Origin of the sequence: Peribacillus sp. NJ11, from assembly GCF_030348405.1 — a bacterium.
In the GTDB taxonomy this organism is placed as follows: Bacteria; Bacillota; Bacilli; order Bacillales; family DSM-1321; genus Peribacillus.
In genome coordinates this window covers 48,453-71,173 of the sequence record NZ_JAUCFO010000002.1, presented here as the reverse complement: position 1 = coordinate 71,173, position 22,721 = coordinate 48,453, and the positions used below count along the sequence as shown (strand labels likewise).

Annotated in this window: 22 protein-coding genes and 2 pseudogenes; 10 read left to right on the top strand and 14 right to left on the bottom strand. The window is 35.1% G+C overall.

What is annotated here, in order from left to right:
* Nucleotides 1–185: 185 nt before the first annotated feature.
* Nucleotides 186–1,574, bottom strand: a complete 1,389-nt coding sequence (locus QUF86_RS27100; protein ID WP_289336348.1) for a sigma-54 interaction domain-containing protein — start codon at nucleotides 1,572–1,574, stop codon at nucleotides 186–188.
* 303 nt (nucleotides 1,575–1,877) lie between these two features.
* Here QUF86_RS27100 and QUF86_RS27095 point away from each other — a divergent pair, with 303 nt between their 5' ends.
* The 5 genes and pseudogenes from QUF86_RS27095 to QUF86_RS27075 all read left to right on the top strand — a co-directional run.
* Nucleotides 1,878–2,879 carry a proline racemase family protein gene (locus tag QUF86_RS27095; RefSeq protein WP_289336347.1) on the top strand — a complete coding sequence of 334 codons (1,002 nt, stop codon included), beginning with the start codon at nucleotides 1,878–1,880 and terminating at the stop codon, nucleotides 2,877–2,879.
* A gap of 80 nt (nucleotides 2,880–2,959) precedes the next feature.
* The gene (locus QUF86_RS27090; protein ID WP_289336346.1) at nucleotides 2,960–4,213 is read left to right on the top strand and encodes a dicarboxylate/amino acid:cation symporter; all 1,254 of its coding nucleotides are present in this window, start codon (nucleotides 2,960–2,962) and stop codon (nucleotides 4,211–4,213) included.
* A gap of 146 nt (nucleotides 4,214–4,359) precedes the next feature.
* A complete protein-coding gene (locus QUF86_RS27085; RefSeq protein WP_289336345.1) occupies nucleotides 4,360–5,337 on the top strand; it encodes an ornithine cyclodeaminase family protein in 978 nt (325 codons plus the stop codon).
* Between the two features lie 25 nt (nucleotides 5,338–5,362).
* Nucleotides 5,363–5,512: pseudogene (locus QUF86_RS27080) on the top strand (hypothetical protein); the annotation flags it as partial.
* Nucleotides 5,482–6,269, top strand: a pseudogene (locus tag QUF86_RS27075) (proline dehydrogenase family protein); the annotation flags it as partial. The pseudogenes QUF86_RS27080 and QUF86_RS27075, both read left to right, overlap by 31 nt.
* 62 nt (nucleotides 6,270–6,331) lie before the next feature.
* Here QUF86_RS27075 and QUF86_RS27070 read toward each other — a convergent pair.
* A complete protein-coding gene (locus QUF86_RS27070) occupies nucleotides 6,332–6,661 on the bottom strand; it encodes a hypothetical protein (RefSeq protein WP_289336344.1) in 330 nt (109 codons plus the stop codon).
* A gap of 577 nt (nucleotides 6,662–7,238) precedes the next feature.
* On the opposite strand from QUF86_RS27070, the gene QUF86_RS27065 reads away from it, so the two are divergent.
* Entirely contained in the window at nucleotides 7,239–7,703 is a 465-nt protein-coding gene (locus QUF86_RS27065) for a hypothetical protein (RefSeq protein WP_289336343.1), read from the top strand.
* Between the two features lie 189 nt (nucleotides 7,704–7,892).
* On the opposite strand, the gene QUF86_RS27060 is transcribed toward QUF86_RS27065, so the two are convergent.
* The 3 genes from QUF86_RS27060 to QUF86_RS27050 all read right to left on the bottom strand — a co-directional run bounded on the left by QUF86_RS27060 (nucleotide 7,893) and on the right by QUF86_RS27050 (nucleotide 10,980).
* Nucleotides 7,893–8,843: a sugar phosphate isomerase/epimerase family protein gene (locus QUF86_RS27060; RefSeq protein ID WP_289336342.1), complete on the bottom strand. Its 951-nt coding sequence runs from the start codon at nucleotides 8,841–8,843 to the stop codon at nucleotides 7,893–7,895.
* Between the two features lie 41 nt (nucleotides 8,844–8,884).
* The gene (locus tag QUF86_RS27055; RefSeq protein WP_289336341.1) at nucleotides 8,885–10,183 is read right to left on the bottom strand and encodes an MFS transporter; all 1,299 of its coding nucleotides are present in this window, start codon (nucleotides 10,181–10,183) and stop codon (nucleotides 8,885–8,887) included.
* 410 nt (nucleotides 10,184–10,593) lie between these two features.
* A complete protein-coding gene (locus tag QUF86_RS27050; protein WP_289336340.1) occupies nucleotides 10,594–10,980 on the bottom strand; it encodes a RidA family protein in 387 nt (128 codons plus the stop codon).
* A 156-nt stretch (nucleotides 10,981–11,136) separates the two neighbouring features.
* On the opposite strand from QUF86_RS27050, the gene QUF86_RS27045 reads away from it, so the two are divergent.
* Complete coding sequence (locus QUF86_RS27045; RefSeq protein WP_289336339.1) at nucleotides 11,137–11,814, top strand: helix-turn-helix transcriptional regulator; 678 nt, start codon at nucleotides 11,137–11,139, stop codon at nucleotides 11,812–11,814.
* Between the two features lie 524 nt (nucleotides 11,815–12,338).
* On the opposite strand, the gene QUF86_RS27040 is transcribed toward QUF86_RS27045, so the two are convergent.
* The 5 genes from QUF86_RS27040 to QUF86_RS27020 all read right to left on the bottom strand — a co-directional run bounded on the left by QUF86_RS27040 (nucleotide 12,339) and on the right by QUF86_RS27020 (nucleotide 15,505).
* Entirely contained in the window at nucleotides 12,339–12,533 is a 195-nt protein-coding gene (locus tag QUF86_RS27040) for a hypothetical protein (RefSeq protein ID WP_289336338.1), read from the bottom strand.
* A gap of 410 nt (nucleotides 12,534–12,943) precedes the next feature.
* Complete coding sequence (locus tag QUF86_RS27035; RefSeq protein ID WP_289318907.1) at nucleotides 12,944–13,237, bottom strand: hypothetical protein; 294 nt, start codon at nucleotides 13,235–13,237, stop codon at nucleotides 12,944–12,946.
* Nucleotides 13,238–13,362: 125 nt separating this feature from the next.
* Nucleotides 13,363–13,863, bottom strand: a complete 501-nt coding sequence (locus tag QUF86_RS27030) for a helix-turn-helix domain-containing protein (protein ID WP_289318908.1) — start codon at nucleotides 13,861–13,863, stop codon at nucleotides 13,363–13,365.
* A gap of 272 nt (nucleotides 13,864–14,135) precedes the next feature.
* Nucleotides 14,136–14,648 carry a hypothetical protein gene (locus QUF86_RS27025; RefSeq protein ID WP_289336337.1) on the bottom strand — a complete coding sequence of 171 codons (513 nt, stop codon included), beginning with the start codon at nucleotides 14,646–14,648 and terminating at the stop codon, nucleotides 14,136–14,138.
* A gap of 155 nt (nucleotides 14,649–14,803) precedes the next feature.
* Complete coding sequence (locus tag QUF86_RS27020; protein ID WP_289336336.1) at nucleotides 14,804–15,505, bottom strand: class I SAM-dependent methyltransferase; 702 nt, start codon at nucleotides 15,503–15,505, stop codon at nucleotides 14,804–14,806.
* A 336-nt stretch (nucleotides 15,506–15,841) separates the two neighbouring features.
* Between QUF86_RS27020 and QUF86_RS27015 the strand changes: the two genes are divergently transcribed.
* A complete protein-coding gene (locus QUF86_RS27015) occupies nucleotides 15,842–17,077 on the top strand; it encodes an IS110 family RNA-guided transposase (protein WP_289336335.1) in 1,236 nt (411 codons plus the stop codon).
* Between the two features lie 175 nt (nucleotides 17,078–17,252).
* On the opposite strand, the gene QUF86_RS27010 is transcribed toward QUF86_RS27015, so the two are convergent.
* Nucleotides 17,253–17,630, bottom strand: coding sequence for a hypothetical protein (locus QUF86_RS27010; protein ID WP_289336334.1), 378 nt, complete (start codon nucleotides 17,628–17,630; stop codon nucleotides 17,253–17,255).
* 385 nt (nucleotides 17,631–18,015) lie between these two features.
* Here QUF86_RS27010 and QUF86_RS27005 point away from each other — a divergent pair, with 385 nt between their 5' ends.
* Nucleotides 18,016–18,183, top strand: coding sequence for a hypothetical protein (locus tag QUF86_RS27005; RefSeq protein WP_289336333.1), 168 nt, complete (start codon nucleotides 18,016–18,018; stop codon nucleotides 18,181–18,183).
* A gap of 84 nt (nucleotides 18,184–18,267) precedes the next feature.
* Here the strand turns inward: QUF86_RS27005 and QUF86_RS27000 are convergent, their stop codons facing one another.
* Both QUF86_RS27000 and QUF86_RS26995 read right to left on the bottom strand, forming a co-directional pair.
* Nucleotides 18,268–18,837: a recombinase family protein gene (locus tag QUF86_RS27000; protein ID WP_289336332.1), complete on the bottom strand. Its 570-nt coding sequence runs from the start codon at nucleotides 18,835–18,837 to the stop codon at nucleotides 18,268–18,270.
* Between the two features lie 227 nt (nucleotides 18,838–19,064).
* Entirely contained in the window at nucleotides 19,065–19,556 is a 492-nt protein-coding gene (locus QUF86_RS26995; protein ID WP_289318871.1) for an Lrp/AsnC family transcriptional regulator, read from the bottom strand.
* Between the two features lie 252 nt (nucleotides 19,557–19,808).
* On the opposite strand from QUF86_RS26995, the gene QUF86_RS26990 reads away from it, so the two are divergent.
* The gene (locus QUF86_RS26990; RefSeq protein ID WP_289336331.1) at nucleotides 19,809–20,720 is read left to right on the top strand and encodes a DMT family transporter; all 912 of its coding nucleotides are present in this window, start codon (nucleotides 19,809–19,811) and stop codon (nucleotides 20,718–20,720) included.
* Between the two features lie 376 nt (nucleotides 20,721–21,096).
* On the opposite strand, the gene QUF86_RS26985 is transcribed toward QUF86_RS26990, so the two are convergent.
* Nucleotides 21,097–22,377, bottom strand: a complete 1,281-nt coding sequence (locus QUF86_RS26985) for a M20 family metallopeptidase (RefSeq protein WP_289336330.1) — start codon at nucleotides 22,375–22,377, stop codon at nucleotides 21,097–21,099.
* Between the last annotated feature and the right edge of the window lie 344 nt (nucleotides 22,378–22,721).

The window sequence follows — 22,721 nt, the reverse complement described above, 5'->3', positions numbered from 1 at the left end:
CTCCTCTTTTTTTAAAACGATTGGGCAGGGTCTTCTTAAGTATTGTCATTTTTCATTCTTAAAGAAACTTATTTTCATGGTAGTTCAAGAGGAAAAGCACATTATTTTGTCTATCTCTTTTACATAATCACTCTTATTGGTACTTAAAGGATAGCTTTAACAAGGTTTCTTTGCACCAAAACCCCTTATTTCCTATAACTAATCCCATATTTCTTCATTTTTTTATAAAGAGTAGCTCGAGACATTCCTAATTCCTTTGCAGTGATACTTTTGTTTCTATATGTTTTTTCAAGAGTTTGGAGAATACGTTCTCTTTCTAAGTTTTCTTTTTCATCAATAAGTGAACGAGTAATTGGATTAAAAGGTTTTGAGAATATTTTTTCGTTTGGCAATAGCTGATTAATGTCTCGTTCGAAAATTTCACTACCCTCGTGAAGAACGATCATTCTTTCAATGAGATTACGTAATTCTCTTATATTACCTGGCCAATGGTATTCATATAACCGATTAAATGCTTCCTGATGAATGGTAGGAATTGATTTTTTGTATATGGAAGAAAATTCTTTCAAGAAATCATAAAATAGAATAGGAATATCCTCCATACGTTCTCGGAGAGGAGGAACTCGAGCAGAGAATACATTTAGGCGATAAAATAAATCGGATCTGAATGTTCCCTCGTCTACCATATTCTCCAAAATACGATTTGTCGCTGCGATAATTCTTACATTAACTTTTACTGGAGCTTGTCCACCTATTCGATAAATTTCTTTTTCTTGTAAGGCTCTTAATAATTTAACTTGCATATCCAATGGAAGTTCTCCCACCTCATCTAAAAATAAGGTACCTCCTTCAGCTAGTTCCATTTTTCCGAGTTTTCCTTTAGTCGAGGCTCCAGTATACGCTCCTGCTTCATATCCAAATAGTTCACTTTCAAACAAAGATTCCGGGATAGCACCACAATTAATAGGAATAAATGCTTTCTTGCTTCGCGAGCTTTCTTGGTGGATCGCTTGTGCAAAAAGTTCTTTTCCAGCACCACTTTCACCAGTAATCAGCACTGTTGCATCTGACCTTGCTGCTTTTTTCGCATCATTTATGATCAAATGAAGCGATTTGCTTGTCCCCTTTATTTTGTTAAATGGATCATTAAAATCATTGCCAGAGATTTTTTGTTTTAATTGTTGCAACTCTTGTGATGTGGCTGATAACTTTTCATTTAATCTAATGGTAGTTGTGATATCTTTTTCCACTGACATCGAACCAATAAGTTGATTATGTTCATCAAAGATAGGGATGGAGCTAATTAATACATGGTGATTCGGAAGGGGTTGATGATAGATTTCTCTGACGGGTTGTTTAGACTTAAGTACTTTCAAGTTCATAACATCTTCTTCCCGAAAAAAATCCGTTACATGTTTTCCAATAATCTCTTCTTTTTTAATATGAAAAGTATCCTCTGCGACTTCATTCCAATAAACCATTTCTCCTCTTTTATTCACAATAGAAATTGATTCTTCTAAATTTGCTAGCAATGTGTTTAAGGTATGCACAGCAAAAGCATCAGGAATATTCATAAAATCACCTCGCAAATTTAATAAATCAAAAGTGTTTAATATATATACATAATGTAAACATTTTTGTTAATAAAAAATACACTAAGTATCAAATATTGTAAATGTTTTAAGAGAATAGTAATAAAATTAACTTTTCTATAGTTGGCATAGAATTTGCATTATATAAAAGTGAAACATCCAGTCATCTGAGAAAGAGGTGTGCTTATGTGAAAGTAATAAATCTTTTTGCCGGAAAATTCATTAATTTAAAATTAATATTTAATCTTAATTATTAAAGTTAAAACGAATTTTGGAGGGGAAATTATGAAATTCAACAAACTATTTACTACCATTGATATTCATGTGGCAGGAGAACCGTTGCGTATTATTACTGGAGGCCTACCAGAAATTAAAGGAGAAACACAACTAGAAAGACGCGCATATTGTATGGAAAATTTGGATCATGTACGAGAAGTGTTAATGTACGAGCCAAGGGGCCATGATGGTATGTACGGTTGCATTATTACTCCACCTGCAAGTCCCAATGCAGATCTTGGTGTCTTGTTTATGCATAATGAAGGTTGGAGTACGATGTGCGGTCATGGTGTTATTGCGGTAGTCACAATGGCAATTGAGACAGGAATGATTGAGATTAACGATGAAAATCCTAAATTTATAATAGATTGTCCATGTGGCCCAGTAATAGCATATGCGAAATGTAATGGAGATGAGGTGGAATCGGTCTCCTTTGAAAATGTACCTTCTTTTGTATACAGAAAAGATATTCCAGTTAAAATTGATGGTTATGAATTTAGTGTTGATATTTCATATGGTGGTGCTTTTTATGCTGTTGTTAACAGTAAGGAGGTTGGTCTAAAAGTAAACACCGAAGATCTTTGGAAATTGCAAGTATGCGGTGACAAAATTAAACATTACATTGAAAGTCTGATGGAAGTAAAGCACCCGTCCGAGGATATTTCAGGGATCTATGGGGTCATTTTTTCTGACGAACCAAATAACACTAGTGCTGCCTTACGAAATGTAACAATTTTTGCTGATAAACAGGTTGATCGTTCACCGTGCGGTTCAGGTACTGCCGCAAGGGTAGCTACTCTTTATGAACGTGGCGTACTAAAGGAAGGTGAAAATTTTGTTCATGAGAGTATAACTGATGGGCAATTTATTGGTCAAGTTTTTTCTTTAACAAAAGTCGGAGAATATAAAGCCGTTATTCCAAAAGTTACAGGAGATGCATATATCACAGGCTTTCATCAATTTGTTGTTGATTCAAAGGATCCTTTAAATAAAGGATTTTTATTGAAGTAATGTTCCGTTAAAAGGATATTTTAAATATGTAATTGGTACTTTTTTATAAAGGGGAATGAGTATAAGGCGGGGGGATTTGCATGAAATGGTGGAAGAATCAAAAGCTATACTTAAAGATTTTCATTGGTGTAATTGTTGGAGTTATTCTAGGTTTTGCTTTTGGACCCAAAGTCGCCTTTTTAAAGCCAATTGGTGATATTTTTATCCGTTTGTTACAGATGCTCATCGTTCCACTGACATTTTTAAGTATTGCTTCGGGTATTGCCAAGCTTAAAGATATTAAAATGTTAGGGTCCATTGGCGGAAAAATATTGCTTTTCTATGTATTTTCCACATTACTTGCAACAATTACTGGCGTTGTTACCGCACTCCTGATTAATCCGGGTAAAGGGGAGAAAGGCCTCCTTGATAATGGGGAGGCAGTAGAGCAAGAAAAATTTAGTTTTATAGATAATATCGTTCAGTGGTTCCCGTCAAATGTTTTTCAGTCTATGTCAGAAACAAATATGCTTCAAATTATTATCTTTGCTGTATTTATTGGAGTTACAATGGTTCTTCTTGGAGACAAAGTCAAAAAGATACGAGAATTAGTCCATGAAGGAGCAGATTTAATGATTAAACTTGCTGAAATCATTATTGGCTTTGCTCCTTATGGAATTATGGCTTTAATCGCAAACATTGTCGGAACTCTTGGAGTGGAAATGCTTATCGAAGTCGGTAGATATGTTTTATCAACTTTTATAGGGTTTATCATTATTCTTCTATTTATCTATCCAATTTTATTAAAAGGGCTAGGGAAAACAAACCCACTCTTCTTTTACAAGCAAATAAGCCCTGCTATGCTAGTTGCCTGTAGTACAACATCAAGCAGTGCGACACTTCCTGCTTCGATGGAGGTTTCAAAAAAGGGGCTAAAAATACCGGAGACCATTTATGGTTTCACGCTTCCTCTCGGAGCTACTATAAATATGAATGGATTAGCATCAACTCTAGGCGTTATAGCTGTATTTGCAGCAAACCTATATGGTATTCCTATTACGTTAAATATGATTTTACAAGTTGCTTTTTTAGGTGTTGTTCTTGCAATAGGTTGCGCAGGAGTAAAAGGAGCAGATGTTGTAGCTGCGTCCCTATTAATTTCTACATTAGGTCTTCCTCTTACATTAATACCAATCATTGCTGCTGTGTCTCCACTAGTTGATATGGGTAATACAGTTGTCAATATTACAGGTGATTTAGCAGGAACACAGATCGTTCATCAAAGAAATTCCAGTTTATCAGCTGGTGAATATGAGACTATGACATTAGCCGAAAGAGATGAAGAAATATCCTGATGAACAAAGAATTGTTTTAGTACCAATTACTGTTTTCGATTGATCAAGGAATCCTCAATAAATTCATGCATTAGGTGATTCTGCTAACCTCAAAGCAAGGGACGGGGATCAATATCATACTTTAAGATAGATTAGGATGAGTGAATATGTTAATTATTAATACTGATGAACAAAGAAGTTTAGTAAACATGAATGAAGTTATTGAATGCGTTGCTGTTGCCTTGAAGGAATTCTCAGCAGAAAGAACTATCACACCTATCCGTGCTGCTCTTCCTTTTAATAATGAACAAAATACTTCTTTAATCATGCCATCTGTAGCTGAAGAGCTTGATAGTGTCGGGGTAAAGATAGTAAATGTCGCTTCGAATAATCATAAATTAGGTAAAAAAACGATAACTGGAGTTGTAATGCTTTCGGACTTCGAAACAGGAGAACCACTAGCTCTTTTGGAAGGCTCTTTTTTAACATTGATTAGAACGGGGGCTTTATCAGGTGTAGCAACGAAATATTTATCCCGTCAAGATTCAAAAAAGTTATGTATTATCGGTACAGGAGAACAAGCAAAAGGTCTAGTTGAAGCTATACTAGCTGTTCGAGACATTGAAGAGGTTCTTCTTTATAACAGAACAGAACAGAAGGCACATGAATTTGCTGAGTATATTAGAAATAAATTTGATAAACGTGTACAAGTATATTCAGATTCAAATGAAGCAGTACGTGAAGCTGACATTATTGTAACGACAACAAACTCTTCAACACCGGTATTTTCTGAATCGTTAAAACCTGGTGCTCATGTGAATGCAGTTGGTTCATTCAGACCTACGATGCAAGAGTTGCCGTCTCATACCGTTTCTTCAGCTCACAAAGTAGTAGTTGAATCAAGTGAAGCAGCTCTAGAAGAAACTGGTGATTTGCAAGTTCCAATAAAAGAAGGTGTTTTTAAAGCAAGTGATATCTATGGAGAGCTCGGGCAAATTGTAAATGGAGAACGAAATGGAAGAGAAAGTAACGATGAAATTACTCTATTTAAATCTGTAGGGCTAGCAGTTGTAGATATTATAGTTGCGAAGTATTTTTACGAAAAAGCTATTAAAAATAAAGTAGGAACTAGTATTAACTTTTAAGTCATAAAAATTTAATTATCCTAAAAAGGAAGAATTTAATGTAGGGAATCTTTATCTCAATCGCTGTTGTACAGGAGCAATCGTTGGATACCATCCGTTTGGTGGGTTTAACTTGTCAGAAACAGACTCGAAGGCAGGAAGGCCGAGAGTGCCGTTAAAAAAGCTCAAGAATTAAATAAAAAAGGCTTAGTTTGTACAATGGATCATTTAGGAGAATTCGTTTCAAGTAGAGAAGAAGCACTAGAAGCAACAGAACATAACGTAAAAACGTTAGAAGCCATCGCCAAAGCCTGAGTAATCAGTAATTTATCTGTTAAAATGACCCAATTGGGGTTGGATATTGACCGGAATTTTTGCGTTGGAAATATGCGTCGAATTCTTGAGACAGCCATCAAACACAACAATTTTGTCCGAATTGATATGAAAGATCATGCGCATTGTCAAATCACGTTAGATATCCTGAGAGAACTGCGCCAAACCTATGATAATGTAGGAACAGTGATTCAAGCCTACTTATACCGTGCTGAGCAGGACGTGAAAGATTTAAAAGGAATTTCTCTTCGTTTAGTTAAAGGAGCTTATAAAGAATCTCCTGAAGTTGCTTATTAAGAGAAAAAAGAGGTAGATAAAAATTATATGAAGATCATTGAAGAACATTTGTTGAGTGGAAGTTATACGGCCATTGCATCTCATGAGCATTATATATTGCTAGAGTAAAAGACTTTGCCCAAAATCATCATTTTCCACGTGACCAATTTGAATTTCAAAAGTTATATGGATTTAGAACAGATATGCAACTAAGTTTGGTTCAAGAAGGGTACAAAATGCGTGTTTATATTCCTTTCGGCAATGATTGGTTTGGGTATTTTATGCGTCAATTGGCAGAGAGACCACAAAATGTAGTGTTTGCGCTTAAAGGATTCTTTTCTTAATAAAACTATCAAAATATAAGAATAAATACGATTTTATAGTTTACTTGGGTAGTATTTCAAGGTCATAAATCTTGTTTCATAAGTTGCTCTAAACAAACTGCAATACCAGATTCTTTGAATTTAATTGAAGTGGATGCTATAGATACAGGGAAATAAAAATTAATTTTTATATCTTCTTCTGTATCTTCTTCTATACTTTTATTAATACTAACTGGCTTTGGGTTATAATCTTTAGGCAATTCTTTTATAGGTGTCCCTTTCTTAACTATCTCTCCTTTTGCTGTTATACTCTTTTCACTTTCATCTTGAACGGCTTTTAGCTCTAACTCACCTAAAGGAAGCTTGTCATTAATTGTCCAAAAAAGCCATTCCAACTTAATTTCTTTATCCATTATCAAAGGTTTATCGAAAAAACCAAATTTTCGATTTCCCCCCCTTATTTCATATACTTTGAATGTTGGTGTTTGTTTTGAATTGTTGTTAGATGAAATAATTTCAGAACTAGAATTTGGTTTAATACTTTGTTCCTTTATGACATCTTATACTTCTGCTTTCGCAACATGGTCATTCTTTTGCTTCGAAGAACACACTATTAATAAAACCAAGGATAATATTAAAACAACATAGTGTATTTTCATTATTACTCCTTTCAAATTTAGGATTAATATTAATGACGTAATTAGCTTGATTTATTTTCAATTTTATGGAAAAATCATAGCTTATTCATCTCTTTTTATAGAACTATACTGCCCCGTTAGTTCCATAAGAAAAAGGATTGCCGCAGCAACCCTCCCTAATGAAGTAAAGCACCCGTTAGTTTAAGTACAAACCTTCACAATCTTGCTAAGCTCCCACTGTTACTTAACTAAGAAAAAACACATCAGTTGGCAATTTTCGGCTAACAGAAAAAAGCCTTATAATTGAAATAAATTACATAGGGCATATTAACTTTAAAATGGGAGGTCCTATATGAAAATAAAACGATTTATTATGATTATGCTTTTAGTTTCTAGTTTCACAATAAGTACTAACGTTGCTGCATCAAACAATAATAAGGAAAATAAAATACCTAATTTTCCCGAAGCAAATAGCTTAAATAACAGATACTTCAGCTATTTTATAACTGATTTATACCGAGAGGAAATAATGGAAGCTTTTCAAAGTTATTATAAGAGCAAGGGATTAAAACCAACTGGCTTCAATCCGTCAAGTGAAGACCCAGATTATGGAATGGTATCTATCTATTTTGGTAATGATTTTAGTGAGAAATTCACATATATGCTAAAAGTGTCATTGTCACCTACAACAGATGAAAAAGTGTTAGGTACAGATACTCTTTATTTTGCAGTTGAACCTAGTCGCCAATTGATGAAAGACTTACCGAAAGATTACCCTCCAATCAAATTGGTGAAATATGAACACAAAGAACCGTAAAAAGGACACATTCGTGTTCTTATTTTTTTTAAGACGGCTTTTAGAAAATTATTTTATCCTTCTTAAACTATCCTGCCCCTTTAGTTCCATAAGAAAGTGTTGCGTAGCAAACCTATTGTTAAACTCAAGCACCCTTCTGCAAAATAAATAGGGAGATTATTCCCGAAAGAACCTCTCCCCATTTTTTATTTAACGGCAGTATTTATCCCTTAATGCAAGTGCATATCTAACCGATTGCTCTGCACCTTTTTCTTGATCCTCAATCATTTGTTCTAGAAGTTCTGCTGGCGGATAATAGTAATCCAATGGTTTAATTACATTTAAATCATAAGGAGGTTGTTCCACCTTAAATGCTCCTTCGCCTACTGCAAAGACTCCGCCTGTACCAGGCTCTCTCTTAAAATGGATGGCATATGGGAAGCACATTTCAACGTTGATTCTAGTCAACATTGAATTCTCAATCAATATTTTAAAAGATTCTTCCAAATCGATATTACCAGTCCCAGCAGGTACGCCACATACCCTGTAATCTTCGCCATCATGGACGATAATATGATCCTTAAAATGAGTTGTAAAGGCATATGGTGCTAATTTTCTTACAGCTTCAACCGGGTCCTCCCATGCCATCATTGCATTCCCGAAATCACAATGAGCACCAACCCAAGGGCTGTTGACTTCCTTAATGATTTGAATCACTTCATCCGTTAACTCTTCCTCGTGATTTTCAACTGCAAGCTTGATTCTATATTTCTTTAATAATGGTACAATTTGTTTAATATCTTCAGGAGCTCTTCTCAATCTGTCTGGATCATATTCTCCCATGCAGGTATACGTACGAATGACATCCGCTCCAATTCTATGCGCGGCCTCAATGACCTCAGTTAGATGTTTCGGATCGGTTCCATTTGTATCGATTTCAGCGAAAAATCCATACTTTTGAATTTCTTTATTCACCTTGTCTAAGTATTCCGGTTCAAATGATTCTAATGTACCAATTCCTCGTAACTCTGGCCATGGAACAATATTGATCATGACTCCATCTAATCCCAATTCGGCTGTTTTTCTGATAAAACCGAAAATATCCATTCGACCTGTAATAAACTGCAAGTGAAAGCTTTCTGTCTCTAATCCAATTTTCATGTCTTACACTCCCTTATGTCAATTTATCTTTTGATATAAAATTAAGCATTGATTTGGTTGCCCTCCAGATTTTGTTGGAGTTCTTTTTTCTTGTTTACGATTTTTACTAAATAGCTACTAATAAGCAAACCGATAACTGCAAATGCAATCATGGTCAAAAAGACATGTCGATATCCTTCCATTCCTGGTGATCGATCTAACATGCTTCCATATAGAGTAAAGGCAAACATGGAAGGAGCATATCCTACTAAGCAGGCAATAGAAACTGCGGCACCACTTATTTCTCTTGGGATTCCTACTTCTTCAATAGGAGCAAAGAATACCGCTCTTTGCGAAAAGATAATGGCACCGTAAGCGAGTGTAAAGGTTACGCCAACATAAACATTCAGATGTTGATGTGGCAACAGAATAAAGATAATCATTCCAATGATAGATGCTGCAAAAGCCACCCGCAAATATTTTGATGGAGATTTAAACTTTTTGTCAGCCAGGAATCCCCCTATAGGTCCGCCTAACATTTTTAAACCGTATGCGTTAATGATCCCATATACCCCTATTAAAGCAACAGGTACTCCATAGATGTCTTTTAAGAATGGAACAAAGTACGTCAAACCAATATAAACGGAATATACTGAAAATATAGTGAATGCAACTACCCATATTTCTGGCATTTTTAACGCTTTTAAAGCACCTTTTAATGCTACCTTATTTTTGTTAACTTTTTCGCCTTGCTCATCTACCTCTTTAATTTCATCCTCTTCAAGGAGGAAATACAAAATAATAGCAATCACAATCATGGTGATCGAAAAGAAGAGGATGGCACCTCTGAAACCTGCCGCCCCTTCTCCTAACCATTTAAAGATTCCAAGGGCAGCAAACGCTATAACAGTATCTACGATTCCTCTTCCTGCTTCTAGGTATCCAAACATTCTCCCCTGTTCATTTGAATCCCCTAGTAATCTTACAGATTTGATCAAGACGGGCCAAAAAGCAATTTCTGCAAATAAAGCGAAAAGTCCCCAAATGACTAATATTTCGTAATAACTTGGAAATGATGTCAAGTAAAATCCCGTTCCTCCAATCCCAATTAAAGCAACCGGCATCAACTTTTTCTTGGAAAATCGATCTGCTACATACATAGATATGAGGTAACCAAAGGTCTGGATAAAAGCGTAAACAGACAGGGTAAAACCAATTTGTGTGTGTGTCAAATGGAAATAATCCATCATAGGGATATAAAAAGCATCTTTTAACCAAGGGAGTTTAAAGACCGTTCCTCCACCCAGAATTAATACGGCAAGCGTAAACCATTTTTTTTTGTTGTTATTTTGATTAGTCAATAGCATGTCCCTCCTAAATATAGATGCTTTAAGAGGTACAGACAACATTTCGGAAAAAATGTACGTTAAGGCTACAAACCTTGATATAAAAGTGAAGCACCCTAACGTTCATTTTGATGCTGGATCTAGCAAAGCTACTTTTTCTTTGAAAATAGCTGGTTTTCAGACCCAAAACTCAATACCAAAACAAAGTTTCAATAATCTGGACTGATACCGTTTTTGGGAAGGGCTTAACGTACATAAAAATAGCAAAATCATTGCTGAAATTCGCTTAGCGTACAAAATTTCCGAAATCTTGGCGAGACCCCTTTAAGAAGAAAAATAGAATGAAAAGGCTTACATAAACGGTTAAATTGAACGGTTTTTCACCCCCTTGCGCGATCATATTTTAATAGGATTATTTAAATGTACTACTTATTATTTGGTACACATGCAATGACTTCGATTTCCACTAAAGCCTCTTTTGGTAAGCGAGCAACCTCCACTGCACTTCTAGCCGGATAATTTTCAGTAAAGTACGATTGATATACTTCATTCATTTTCGTAAACGTATTCATATCTTTTAAAAATACAGTTGTTTTTACGACATGTTGTAAATCGCTTCCAGCAGCTTCTAGAATGGCTTTTACATTTTCTAATGATTGCTTCGTTTGTTCTGCAACGGATTCCGGCATTTCATTTGTACTTGGGTTAATCGGAAGTTGTCCAGAAACAAAAAGAAAGTCTCCCATTTTTACGGCTTGAGAATAAGGTCCAATGGCACCTGGTGCATTGTTCGTTGAAATAGCGTTTTTCATCGTAATTGCCTCCTATAATAAAAAATTATCATGATGATTTTTTTTTATTATAATGTATAATTATTATTACAACAACAAAAAAATCAGAAAAGTTGAAATTTAAATAATATTTGTTAAACTAAAATTGACAAATGGAAATTGAAGGTGCGATGAGTGATGGTAGTGACAAATGTCGAAAAGCTGAAACAGTATATTCCTATGGTGCACTTTATTGCTAACATAATGGGGGAAAATTGTGAGGTTGTTTTACACGATGTAACCAACCCTGATCATTCCATTATTGAAATAGTGAATGGACATGTTAATGAAAGAAAGATTAATGGTCCCATTACGGATCTTGCTTTGAAAATATTAAAAGATGAAAGTTATAAAGATCGAGATTATATCTGCAATTATAAAAGTAGATCAAAAAAGAATAAGACGCTTCGTTCTTCGAGCTATTTTATTAAAGATGAAACGAACAAAATCATTGGCATGATTTGTGTTAACATGGATATTTCCGATGTTATAAACGCTCGCAACATTTTGGATCAATTCATCATGATTGACAAACCCCAAAATGATCCTGTCGAGTCATCAAAGCCTACCTTTGATACACATCATTTTGAGAATTTTGAAGAAAATATTGAGGAACTTCTTTTATCTCTTATTAAAGGGGTTTTAGCAGAGTATGACATTCCACCTGAACGGATGTCACCGCAAGAAAAAATAGAAGTGGTCAAAACACTGAATGAAAGGGGAGCTTTTTTACTTAAAGGCGGCGTAAGCGAGGTAGCCAAATATTTAGACGTATCCGAAGCCACTATTTATAGATATTTAAATAAAATCAAATAATCTGTCTGGATGTTTAGGGAAAACCTAAAAGATTCAGGGGATTCACTTTGCGGTATGTTGTGAATTATTTATGACCCTGTTTCAATTATATCGGGAATTCTTCATCTATCGGTTGAGGTACATTTTCTAAATTACTCCCCTCCCATATTCATACTTCCTATATTGCGGGTAGTGACAGCTTCGCTGGTAGTACCCGCAATATGGAAATGTCAAGATTACAATAAGTTATTTAATTTTAATACTTCAAACATCATACCCCCGTCCTTTTTTAGATGGGTGTAAATGAGTTGTTAAATTTTTTTATAAAGGATACGTCGTCTAAAAATCTAGTTTGATTGTACAATCTGGTCCGATTGCTGAACAAAATTAAAAAGCACACATTTTATTTGTTCCAAAACTCGTGATTTAGTATACAGTTTTTATTAAATAGTTTGATTATTTTTAGTGATCCTTTTAGTGATCCTTATAGAACTAACGCACCCGTTAGTTCAAGAAGAAAATTTTAAAATCACCTTTTAACATCTCTAAACAACAAAGATGACTGCAAGTCCTGTTAATGAAGCAATACTTAAAAACAACATCATTCCAAAATCCAGATCTTTTATCTCTTTAAAATAATCCCGTATCAAATAAAGTAAAGGTATTGCAAAAAGTGTTGGAATACCTTTACCTGCCTTACCAAAAATATCAGTAAAAAAAACACTTTCCATTGAACCCATTACTAGGCCACTTAAAAGAAACAAATAAAAAAAACATAAGAAAACTCGAATACTAGCACCTCCTACAACTTACCCTACTTTTTCTGTTACTGTTCTTTAACTAACCTGCCCCGTTAGTGCCATAAGAAAAAGGCTGCCTCAGCAACCTTCCTTATTGAAGTAAAGCACCTGTTAATTTAACAACTAAACTTAATTTTTTTCTCTTTTACGAAATAGAAACCTGTCCCATTTTCTTGTGGAACAAACCCTTGTCGAGCTGAACTATTTTCTACCATATTTTGCTCTTCTGCTGTTATAACTGTGGTAACACTTTTCCTTCAGCTACCATACCTTCTCTACGATCTTGTTCCTCTCTAGTAACAAGTTTATATGTATCTGTTTGTTTTGAGGAAACTTCTGCTGATTCTTCATTAACCCCACCACATAGCTAAAACAAATAATGACCAAAGAGAAGTCGGTAGACCTATGGCACAAATTGCAAGGGGATATACACCAAATTTATCTTTTACAATTTTTTGCTTTTTAATAGATATATAAGTTACTAAATACAAGAAAACACTTATCATTGTTAAGCCAGTTAAATAGTATATAGGGTATATTTTCGCAATATTTTCATTCATAAAATAAGAAATTCCCTGACCAAATATTCCTAATATGGTAGCCAAAATTATACTTCCAAGTATAAGAATATTAGCTTTTATCATCAATCCCACCTCCAATTCAAAATCAACAATAATATTTAAGTTATAAGTTAAATGTTTCAAATACTGGGTTTTAATCGAATTTTTTTACAAATTATCAAACTTTATTTTAAATCAACAGCAAAATCTTATTCTTCATATATCCCCATCCCTATACCTTTGTCTATCTCGATAGTCCCCACCTCCTGTAATTCATTTAATCGACTTAAACTCTCTTCTTTATCAAAAGAACTATGCCAACGATAATCATATTGATCCAATATACGGTAATGGTTACTAATCAAATTTTGTTGCAAACGAAAATCCCCTCTATACTCGATTTCTTTCCACCATATCTTACCACCCAGTGTTTTTTCTTTAGGCGTACCACCATTTTTGCTAGCAATTAACTGAACAAAATCAACTGGATTGTCACCAATTGACGATATCAACAATTGGCTATGATTAAACAAAGCACAAAATGCAACAACGGTGGTCCAATTGGCTTCTGTTCTTCTTTTTTCAATTTGAACTAGTGTTTTTTTTGAAATTCCTAGAATTTCAGACATCTTATCTTGAGAAAAACCTTGTTCTGTTCGGACAAGTTTCATTTTTCCTGATATTAAATTGATGAATTCTTCTTTTTCCATATATACTAAATACTCCTTTTTAGTGTAATTTTACACTAAAAGTATTATTTTTCAATAAAAAAATATCCCTTTTGAATAAAAAAACTTTAAAACACAAAGAAAAAAGCAAGAAATAACCTTGCTCTAAATAAGTTTGAAATGGGAATATTTCTTAATTAAAGCTTGGTGAACTAACCGCCCCGATAGTTCCATAAGAAAAAGCTGCCTTAAAGACAGCTCTGATCTTCAGCTAACGCACCCGTTGGTTCAACAACGAAAGTTATGAATAGCTTTCAGGATAGTACAATTTTTTTGACTTGTTCTTTCGTGGATAAATTAGAGTCATTTGTACCAACTAAAAAAGAATGTCCGTGTATAATCACTTCTGTTAGAGTATCGCCTGGACCTAATTCGAATAGAGGGCACTGTGCCTGAATTTTACCCTTTAATGTTTCTCTATCAATTTTCTTAAATCTTATTTCCTTTGACGAATTAGTAATAAAAAAGTCTTCCAAGGTTAATTTCCACCCAACATCGTCTAGTATATGTTTTAGTTCATCTATCGAATGAACCTCGTCAATTTGGTATCTATACACTTTATCATCGTTATCTAAATCATCCATTTCCCTTACAAAGTTATGGATAACCTTAAGTGGAAAACGATTGTAGTTTTTCCAGAATTCAATTAAAGTTGTTTCATATTCACCGTCAACACTATACATATACTCCGGTTCTGTTATACAATCACAAACCCAAAAATCTATGCGGTTATTTTCAAACACCGTTCGGTCATCTATATCAACCATATTACTTTCTCCCCTCTAGTGATGTTACTCAACTTCTTATTTTACTTTTCATTATTCCTTTTTCTTATTCAACTAACCTGCCCCGATAGTTCCATAAGAAAAAGCTGTCTTTAAGACAGCTCGATCTTCAGCTAACGCACCCGTTAGTTCAATAACTATTTCATTTGCATTAAGCTTGTCCACAAAAATTCTTCTCCGAAAAATTCACTTGGTTGAGTAATTTTTTTCATTCCCCTAAAACTAATGATTTCAAAATCATTTGCGAATACTTCTTTAAGTCTCTTTTCTGTATAACCTATACCTCTTTTTAAACTACCAGCTCTATAAACTTCCCAATCAGAAGTATCTAATGCACCATCTGTATTGAAACACACTAAACCAAAATAGCCATTTGGTTTAAGTGCTTTTTTAATTACTTCTAAATATGTTAACCGTCTATGAGGTGCTAAATGATGAAGTAAACCACAATCGTAAACAAAGTCATATGAATTAGGTTCAAAGAAAAAACTGAATAATGATTGGCAATGAAAGTTTATATCTACTTCATCTTCTTTTGATCTTGCTATTGCCCAATCAATAGCATTCTGTGAAATATCTAGAGCATCCACTTTACAACCTTTTTGAGCCATATAAATAGCATTTCTACCTGGCCCACAACCAATTTCTAATACACGAGCAGGTTTTAGACCATTCTCAAAATACTCAACTAAGTTCTCATCGGGACCTTTTATTTTAAAGAAAGGTATTTCCTTATCACGATTAGAATAAAAATCTTCCCAAAATTCTCTAGGTTCTCTTAAAAAATTATCTAACATATTTAATAAATCATCGTAATTTAAAATAGCTTCTTTCGTCATTTTGACAACCTCTTTCTTTTAATTTCCCCTCTCTAATTATACCAAAAAATGGGTATAATTAGAGAGGATTTTATGGAACTAACCTGCCCCGTTCGTATTATAAGATCAGCCAGTTATTTCTGGTTGACCAATTTTTATATCGATATATGATAACGGTAGCCGGGGTAGAACGTACCTGCCCTTGGGGCTTGGACCCCGTCAGCTAAACCGTTCACCCCCTACTTGTAGAAACATGATTAGGCTGGTTGGGACTATGATCTCGTATAACAAGCGAAGCTATGATACTACTAGAAGGATTTAGGGGTACCGGCAATATTCTTTAGGAGGAGATAATAAATGAATCCAGTAGTTGGTCTGGATGTAGCGAAAGGTGAAAGTCAAGTTCAAGCATTCTTGGAGAAGAAGAAGCCTTATCAAGGCAGTTTTAAAGTTACGCATACCATTGAAGGACTAGAAACACTCTTTCACTTTCTGAGAGAAATAGAAAATAGAACGGGGATCAAACCTCCGATTGTATTGGAATCTACGGGGCATTATCATACGCCTGTTGTACAGTATTTTGAGGAGAGAGGTTACTTATTAATTATCGTTAACCCACTCATTTCTTATCGTGCGAAGAGCTCTAGTTTACGCAAAGTAAAGACAGATATAATCGATGCACGTCACCTCTGCGAGCTGTACTATAAAGAGGATTTAGAGCCTTATAAAAAACGAGGGATACAACTCTTAAATCTTCGTAATCTTTCAAGACAACACGCAAATATAACAGGTATCTATGTACAAACAAAACTACAGTTTCAGGCTGTTCTTGATCAAGTATTTCCTGAATATAAAGGGGTTTTTGGAGATTTGTATTCGGTTGTTTCTTTGCTTACTCTATTAGAATTCCCTACTTCTGAAGACATATCAGCAGTCGATGAAGAAACTGTAGCAAATAGGATTAATGAACTTTGTCCAAGTCGTTCTAAAAAGTGGGCGAATACACAGGCAGAGAAACTTACAGCTGCCTCTGCTCGAAACCCTTTTCAGAGAACTTTATATCAGAGTCACATTTTAAGCCTTGAAATGTATATAAAAATGCTTCTAGAATACCAAAAGCACTTATCCAAGTTTGAAGACGAGATAAATGCTTTGGCAAAAGAAATTGAAGAATATAAGATTATCCAATCCATCCCTGGAATCGGGAAAAAAATCGCTGCAACGATTATTTCTGAAATTGGAGAGATTGATCGGTTTAATCACCCTAAAAAACTAGTGGCATTTGCCGGAATTGATCCAAGTATCTTTGAATCAGGTAAATTTAAAGGCACAGTAAATCGGATTACCAAAAGAGGTTCTGGCAGACTACGACATGCCTTATATATGGCAGTTCGTTGTGCCATTCGTGATTGTCGCAAGAAGAAAACGACAGATGAAATCATCCCTCGGAACAAGAGATTACGAGAGTTCTATGATAAGAAACGTGAAGAAGGAAAGCCCTTTAAAGTAGCTGTAATAGCATGTGCCAATAAGCTTCTACAATGGATTTATGCACTATTACAAAATAACTCGACTTTCCAAGATCTAACCTAGTTTAAAAGTATAACTAAATAGCACAAAACTTTCCAAATATATTTCGTTGGAAGGTTATTTAGCATGCACAAATTTAGTATAGCATGAAATATTTTAAGTTTTCATTGAAAAATGTTGACTAACTATTAGCTGGTTTAGTTCCATAAGAAAAAGGTTTAATAAAGCTTTCCAATCATTACTCCCATGGATTTTCGTATTTAGTTCTAATTTTATCGACTTTATTATATTCGCAAATGGTATCTTTGCCTGATAATTGAACTTTCATCGTATTTTTTTCGACTATAATAGTAAAATTGTCAGAACTACCATCATAATCAAATTCGTAATCATTATTCTCTATGTGCTTATATGTTCCAGAAGATTGTTCTCCGCCCTGGACTCTTGAATTTTGAATTTCAAAATTGTTTTCCCCTTTAAAGGTAAAGGAGTCTCGACAAACACTCTTTTCTCCATCCGTATTTTTCCACGTACCTTTCCAAGATGGTGCTTTTCCTTCACCACACGCAGCTAATACTAATGCAGCCATCGTTGAGATCATTAACATTTTTTTCATTTATACACCTACTCCAAAGGACAACTTTATTTCCTGCTCCTTTTAATACGAACTAAAAAGGTAAAAGTTCCCTTGTATTGAACTAACCTGCCCCGATAGTTCCATAAGAAAAAGCTGCCTTAAAAACAGCTCCGATCTTCAGCTAACGCACCTGTTAGTTCTATAAATTATTTCATTGACCTTGCAACTTTCAACATTTTATTCCTTGATACCAGTGAGCTCTCCATTTCTACATAAGTTCCTTCTTGTATCCAACGAAGTAACCCACCAGTAATAATTTCTCCCTTTTTATCTAACTCACCAAAATGAGTCTAAAGAATTTAATCATCTATTGTAAAATATGTTAAAGTATGGTAAATTATCAAATTGACTGGAGGAGATTTATTTGAAAAAATTGTCACTACCCTTTGCCATTGTTATATTAGGACTCTGCCTTCTATTTTCAGCAATCATAGTCTCAAATGCAATCAGAGAAGGTTTAACCGATAATCAAGAGTGGGAACTATTAAATGAACGTCTAATCGAATTAATTGATGTTTTAGATAATCAATAACCTAATCTTCTATTTCATCCCTTTTATAATTTCAGCTAATTGAACTAACCTGCCCCTTTAGTTCATTAAGAAAAAGACGATTAGCTATTTGCTAATCATCTCTTTCACTTTAGCGTAAATAGTGGAACGTGGAACGCCAGTCATTTTAGCTATATCATTAACGCTTAAACCGTTTGATTCTCTTTCATCATACAGCTTTAACGCCTTCTTAACGTCCTTCTCGTCCTTCCCTTTACGTCCCATATGTTTACCCTGTGCCTTAGCCCTTTTACGTCCCTCAGTGGTTCTATCTTTAATTAAATCACGTTCAAACTCAGCAATAGCCCCCAGCATAGTGAACATTAGCTTTCCTGATGGTGTACTAAAATCAATCTGTTCTTTGATGAATATTAAAGCTATTCCACGTTCTTCTAAATCCTTAGCAATCTTTTGTAAATCAAATGTACTCCTAGCTAGTCTGTCTATTTTGTAAACAACCAGCTTGTCACCTTCCCTTAAATAGTCCAACGCCTTAATCAGTTCCTCACGATCACTTTTAGCACCACTTTGTTTCTCCATGAATATCTTCTCACAGCCATATTCTTTTAACTTCTCTTCCTGTAAATCTAATGATTGATCAATGGTGCTTACACGTCCGTATCCTATAATAGCCATTATGTATAACCTCTTTTCAATTGTCTAAAAGTTTATTAACTTCTGTAATTTTATTCTAGACTAACTTCTGGACATTTTGAAGGGTTATTTTTGCGGGGGAATTGAAGTGTTTTTCAAGTCTCTAGAACTTATAACTTTTAGAAAGTCTCTAACACTCTGGTAAAATTTGAGTAATCTGTTATGGAAGATAAGGGGGAGATACAAAAAAAGTTCGTAAAAGTGTACTTTTACGAACCGGACTTTTCTTCCCATATAGGTAAAACAGTTGAATATTTAATTTCTCTGAGAGCTAAGCTAGTTTGAATTTTTGTAATGCCTAGTTTATTTAACTTTCTAATAAATATTTCCAATTCCTTCCGATCTTTGTTAGCCACTTTTAGAAGATAATCATACTCACCTGTTAAACAATGACACTCTAATACTTCTGACATAGAAGCTAATGCCTTTTCCAAAACTTCCAGTTTTTCAGCTTGATGTATATTCGTACTAATAAAAATGAAACATAATAAATCAAAACCTAGCTTCTCCTGGTTTAAAATTGCTACTTGTGCATTAATAAACCCTTCATTTTCCAAACGTTTTATCCTTGAATGTATAGCTGGTGGAGATAATTTGACACGCTTGGCAAGCTCAGTATTGCTTAACTGTGATTGCTTTTGTAGTAAATCTAAAATTTGAATATCAACATTATCTAGAACCTTGCTTACGATAGATTCCACTTATAGTCACCCCTTTTACAATTGTTCCAAAAATAGTATCACTCCAACAGCAAAACAAAATTTAATTCTGTTTATCGGCAATATTTCTTAATATTATTTTAAGTTTCTTCTATTATACAAAATAATATATTAAGTAACGATCTAAAATGTTAAAATTATTAATAAATAATTATGAAAATTGAAATGTCATTGTGCACAATGGCTTCGATCTTTTTCACTTAAACAGTGAAAGATGTAAAGGAGCAAAATGAAATGCAATATTATTATTTTTCGTTATTACTTTTAACAAGTTTGTTATGGGGTGGAAACTTTGTCGTTGGAAAGTCGCTTGTCGAACATGCTTCTCCGATGACGTTGACGAGTTTAAGGTGGATCATTGCTATTAGTTGTCTTTTGCCAATTGTATGGTGGAAAGAAAGAAAGATATTTCCCCCTCGAAGTGCAATCCTTCCATTATTTTTGATGGGGATTACAGGTGTGGTTCTATTTAATCTATTACAATTTGTAGCATTAGAGAAAACTTCCGCCACTAATGTTGGGTTAATATCAACATTAAACATGATTTCAATTGCAATTTTTTCATTTTTCTTTTTAAAAGAAAGAATTAATATTCTACAAATGTTTTCTATGTTTTTTTCGCTTTTTGGTGTAATACTTGTACTTTCAAAAGGAAATATTGATCTATTCCTTTCATTGCGTTTTAATACAGGTGATTTATATATGATGGCTGCTGTATGTGTTTGGGGGATATATTCCGTTTGTAGCAAATGGGCAATGTTAACAACAACGCCCATGATGTCAACATTATATTCTGGTATATTTGGACTTTTAGTTATTCTCCCGTTTAATTTTTCTAATTTTGCAGTGTCAAATATAAATACTTCTTTCATACAATCTATTTTATATACAGGTGTTATCTCAACTGTAGCATGTATGGTACTTTGGAACATTGGTGTACAAAAGTTAGGTACAACTACATCAGGTATTTTCTTGAATTTTAATCCTATTTTCACTGCAATTTTAGCTTTTCTCTTATTAGGTGAAAAAATGACGTGGGTACAAGGAATTGGTAGTTGTATTGTGATTATAGGTTGTTATATGTTCTCACATTTTAAAGCGAAGGTGATTTTCAAGAATTCTAGTCAATCGCAATTGCAAGCATGATTTTTAATCAAGATCATGGCTAAACAAAAAGTGAACCTGACTAAAAAAGAAGGCAAAGAATTATTTTAAAAAATCCTAGTTCATTCAGGGAAAAAAGGAATCCCCACTTTTCCAAAAAAGAAAAAAGCCTGAAGCGGTTTTTCTGCTCCAGGCTCTTTTTTTAGCTTTTAGTCTTCATGTAAATTTGAAACAAAGTTTGATCAAAACACGCTATAAATATATTTAGTTTAGCATTGAACTAAAGAATTAATACCAAGGAGTATATAAATATTCCACCAAAAACCACCACCATATACACCTTGAAAGAGAACATTAGCAGTAGCGCGTGCAGTATACCCTGCATCATTAACCTGCATAAAGTTTAGTGAAAATAGATTTAAAATGACCTAAGATACTTGACTGCCGTCTCAGCATATATCTCGGCAGATTCTACTAAGTTCTCCACTGAAACCTGCTCATCGTACCCATGGATAGTGTGTTCCAGCCCAGGACCGTAAAGGACGGTATCAATGCCATGGCGCCGGAAGTGACTGGCATCACTTGAACCAAGCAAAAGTACGCTGAAGACGGGTTCCTCCATTCCAAGGACACGCTGGATTCCTAGTTCTATGGCCCTCACAATTGGACGATTCTCTAAGGTCCAGTTCGGGTTAGTACAGGGTACCATTGGCTCTACAACCGCACCTGGCGCTACAGCACTAACAAGATTCCTAGCGACATCAAGTACAAACTCGGGCTTCATACCGAATGGAACCCGGGTATCCACTTTAATGATACACTTGTCTGCGACGACGTTCACATTTGTTCCGCCCTGGATTACACCTGGATTGTAAGAGGGACGATAAAGTAACTGTGACAGTAAGGGATTTCCTAGACGCTGAGATAGGAGCCACTCAGTATTGTACAAAAGTTGACAAGGCTCTGCCGGAGGCGTTGCCTTGAGCTCCCATAGCTTGGTTAGTGCTTCGACCGCGGCAGCCCCTCTTCGTACGGCGGAGATTCCATAAAGCGGTTGTAGGCTGCCATGATCTGTCTGACCTGGTATGATCACCTGCATCCATGCCTTGCCCTTTTCACCGGCATTCGGATGGTAGCGGTCCGTTGGTTCACCAATCAGACAAGCATCACCCTTAATCAATCCTTGATCCAGGAGCGAGGCCACCTCAATGCCGCCAGTCTCTTCATCCGGAGAGGCAATAACTCCTAGGCTACCTTTCAAATTAAGAGTGGGGGCGAACTCCTGAAGTAGTCCAGCCACAAAAATCAGTGATGCCAAGCCTCCTTTCATATCGGAGGCTCCCCTACCCAAAAGCATACCTGCTTTGACTTCTCCTGAGAAAGGATCGAAGGTCCAATGTGAACAATCGCCTGCAGGTACGACATCTGTATGTCCACAAAATAGGAGCCGTGGACCAGGTACCCTGGTTAAGGGAGCATCACAGACCACGGTAACCAGCGCATTTTCGCTACGGCGGTGTTCGGTAATCAAGAACCCTTTTGCTGCTAGGTATCGGCTAATATGGCGTCCCATTTCTGCTGACCGCTTCTTAAACTCGGGCGATGGATTTTCAGATGGAATTCGAATAAATGAAGCAGCAAGTTCGACTAATTCCTGTTGCCTTGACCTTATCAGCTGCCGGATTATTCTGGTACTCATATAAATACATCCCCTCCATGTCCAGCATTAGCCGCAGTATTTCTATACTATTCTATGTGCTGTTCCTAGATCATATTTCTGAGGTTAAAAGTGGGGAAACATTTGATACATGTTATTTAAAGTCTCGTTCAATGCTATAGTTAAACTTAATGAGCCAAAGATATGTAGTGGTAATGCCTAACCTTCGTTATCTTAACAGCAATTCTTTCAACTATTTAGCTGATTATGCTTGACTGGTTTTAGGGTTTTTGACTTGCTGAAGTGAAGCATTGAAACGGCTGGAAGACAGTCTTATCCCCTATGCTGAAAGAAAGCTAAAAAAGCAATCTAACAGAATAGGAGGG

Excerpts from the sequence above, each read along its gene's own strand:
- QUF86_RS27015 (WP_289336335.1), top strand. The coding sequence starts at position 15,842 with ATGAATCCAGTAGTTGGTCTGGATGTAGCGAAAGGTGAAAGTCAAGTT.
- QUF86_RS27025 (WP_289336337.1), bottom strand. The coding sequence starts at position 14,648 with ATGGTTGATATAGATGACCGAACGGTGTTTGAAAATAACCGCATAGAT.
- QUF86_RS27035 (WP_289318907.1), bottom strand. The coding sequence starts at position 13,237 with ATGATAAAAGCTAATATTCTTATACTTGGAAGTATAATTTTGGCTACC.
- QUF86_RS27100 (WP_289336348.1), bottom strand. The coding sequence starts at position 1,574 with ATGAATATTCCTGATGCTTTTGCTGTGCATACCTTAAACACATTGCTA.
- QUF86_RS27040 (WP_289336338.1), bottom strand. The coding sequence starts at position 12,533 with ATGGGTTCAATGGAAAGTGTTTTTTTTACTGATATTTTTGGTAAGGCA.
- QUF86_RS27060 (WP_289336342.1), bottom strand. The coding sequence starts at position 8,843 with ATGAAAATTGGATTAGAGACAGAAAGCTTTCACTTGCAGTTTATTACA.
- QUF86_RS27030 (WP_289318908.1), bottom strand. The coding sequence starts at position 13,863 with ATGGAAAAAGAAGAATTCATCAATTTAATATCAGGAAAAATGAAACTT.
- QUF86_RS26985 (WP_289336330.1), bottom strand. The coding sequence starts at position 22,377 with ATGAGTACCAGAATAATCCGGCAGCTGATAAGGTCAAGGCAACAGGAA.
- QUF86_RS27070 (WP_289336344.1), bottom strand. The coding sequence starts at position 6,661 with ATGGATAAAGAAATTAAGTTGGAATGGCTTTTTTGGACAATTAATGAC.
- QUF86_RS27010 (WP_289336334.1), bottom strand. The coding sequence starts at position 17,630 with ATGAAAAAAATGTTAATGATCTCAACGATGGCTGCATTAGTATTAGCT.
- QUF86_RS27000 (WP_289336332.1), bottom strand. The coding sequence starts at position 18,837 with ATGGCTATTATAGGATACGGACGTGTAAGCACCATTGATCAATCATTA.
- QUF86_RS27050 (WP_289336340.1), bottom strand. The coding sequence starts at position 10,980 with ATGAAAAACGCTATTTCAACGAACAATGCACCAGGTGCCATTGGACCT.
- QUF86_RS26990 (WP_289336331.1), top strand. The coding sequence starts at position 19,809 with ATGCAATATTATTATTTTTCGTTATTACTTTTAACAAGTTTGTTATGG.
- QUF86_RS27020 (WP_289336336.1), bottom strand. The coding sequence starts at position 15,505 with ATGACGAAAGAAGCTATTTTAAATTACGATGATTTATTAAATATGTTA.
- QUF86_RS27090 (WP_289336346.1), top strand. The coding sequence starts at position 2,960 with ATGAAATGGTGGAAGAATCAAAAGCTATACTTAAAGATTTTCATTGGT.
- QUF86_RS27085 (WP_289336345.1), top strand. The coding sequence starts at position 4,360 with ATGTTAATTATTAATACTGATGAACAAAGAAGTTTAGTAAACATGAAT.
- QUF86_RS27095 (WP_289336347.1), top strand. The coding sequence starts at position 1,878 with ATGAAATTCAACAAACTATTTACTACCATTGATATTCATGTGGCAGGA.
- QUF86_RS27065 (WP_289336343.1), top strand. The coding sequence starts at position 7,239 with ATGAAAATAAAACGATTTATTATGATTATGCTTTTAGTTTCTAGTTTC.
- QUF86_RS27045 (WP_289336339.1), top strand. The coding sequence starts at position 11,137 with ATGGTAGTGACAAATGTCGAAAAGCTGAAACAGTATATTCCTATGGTG.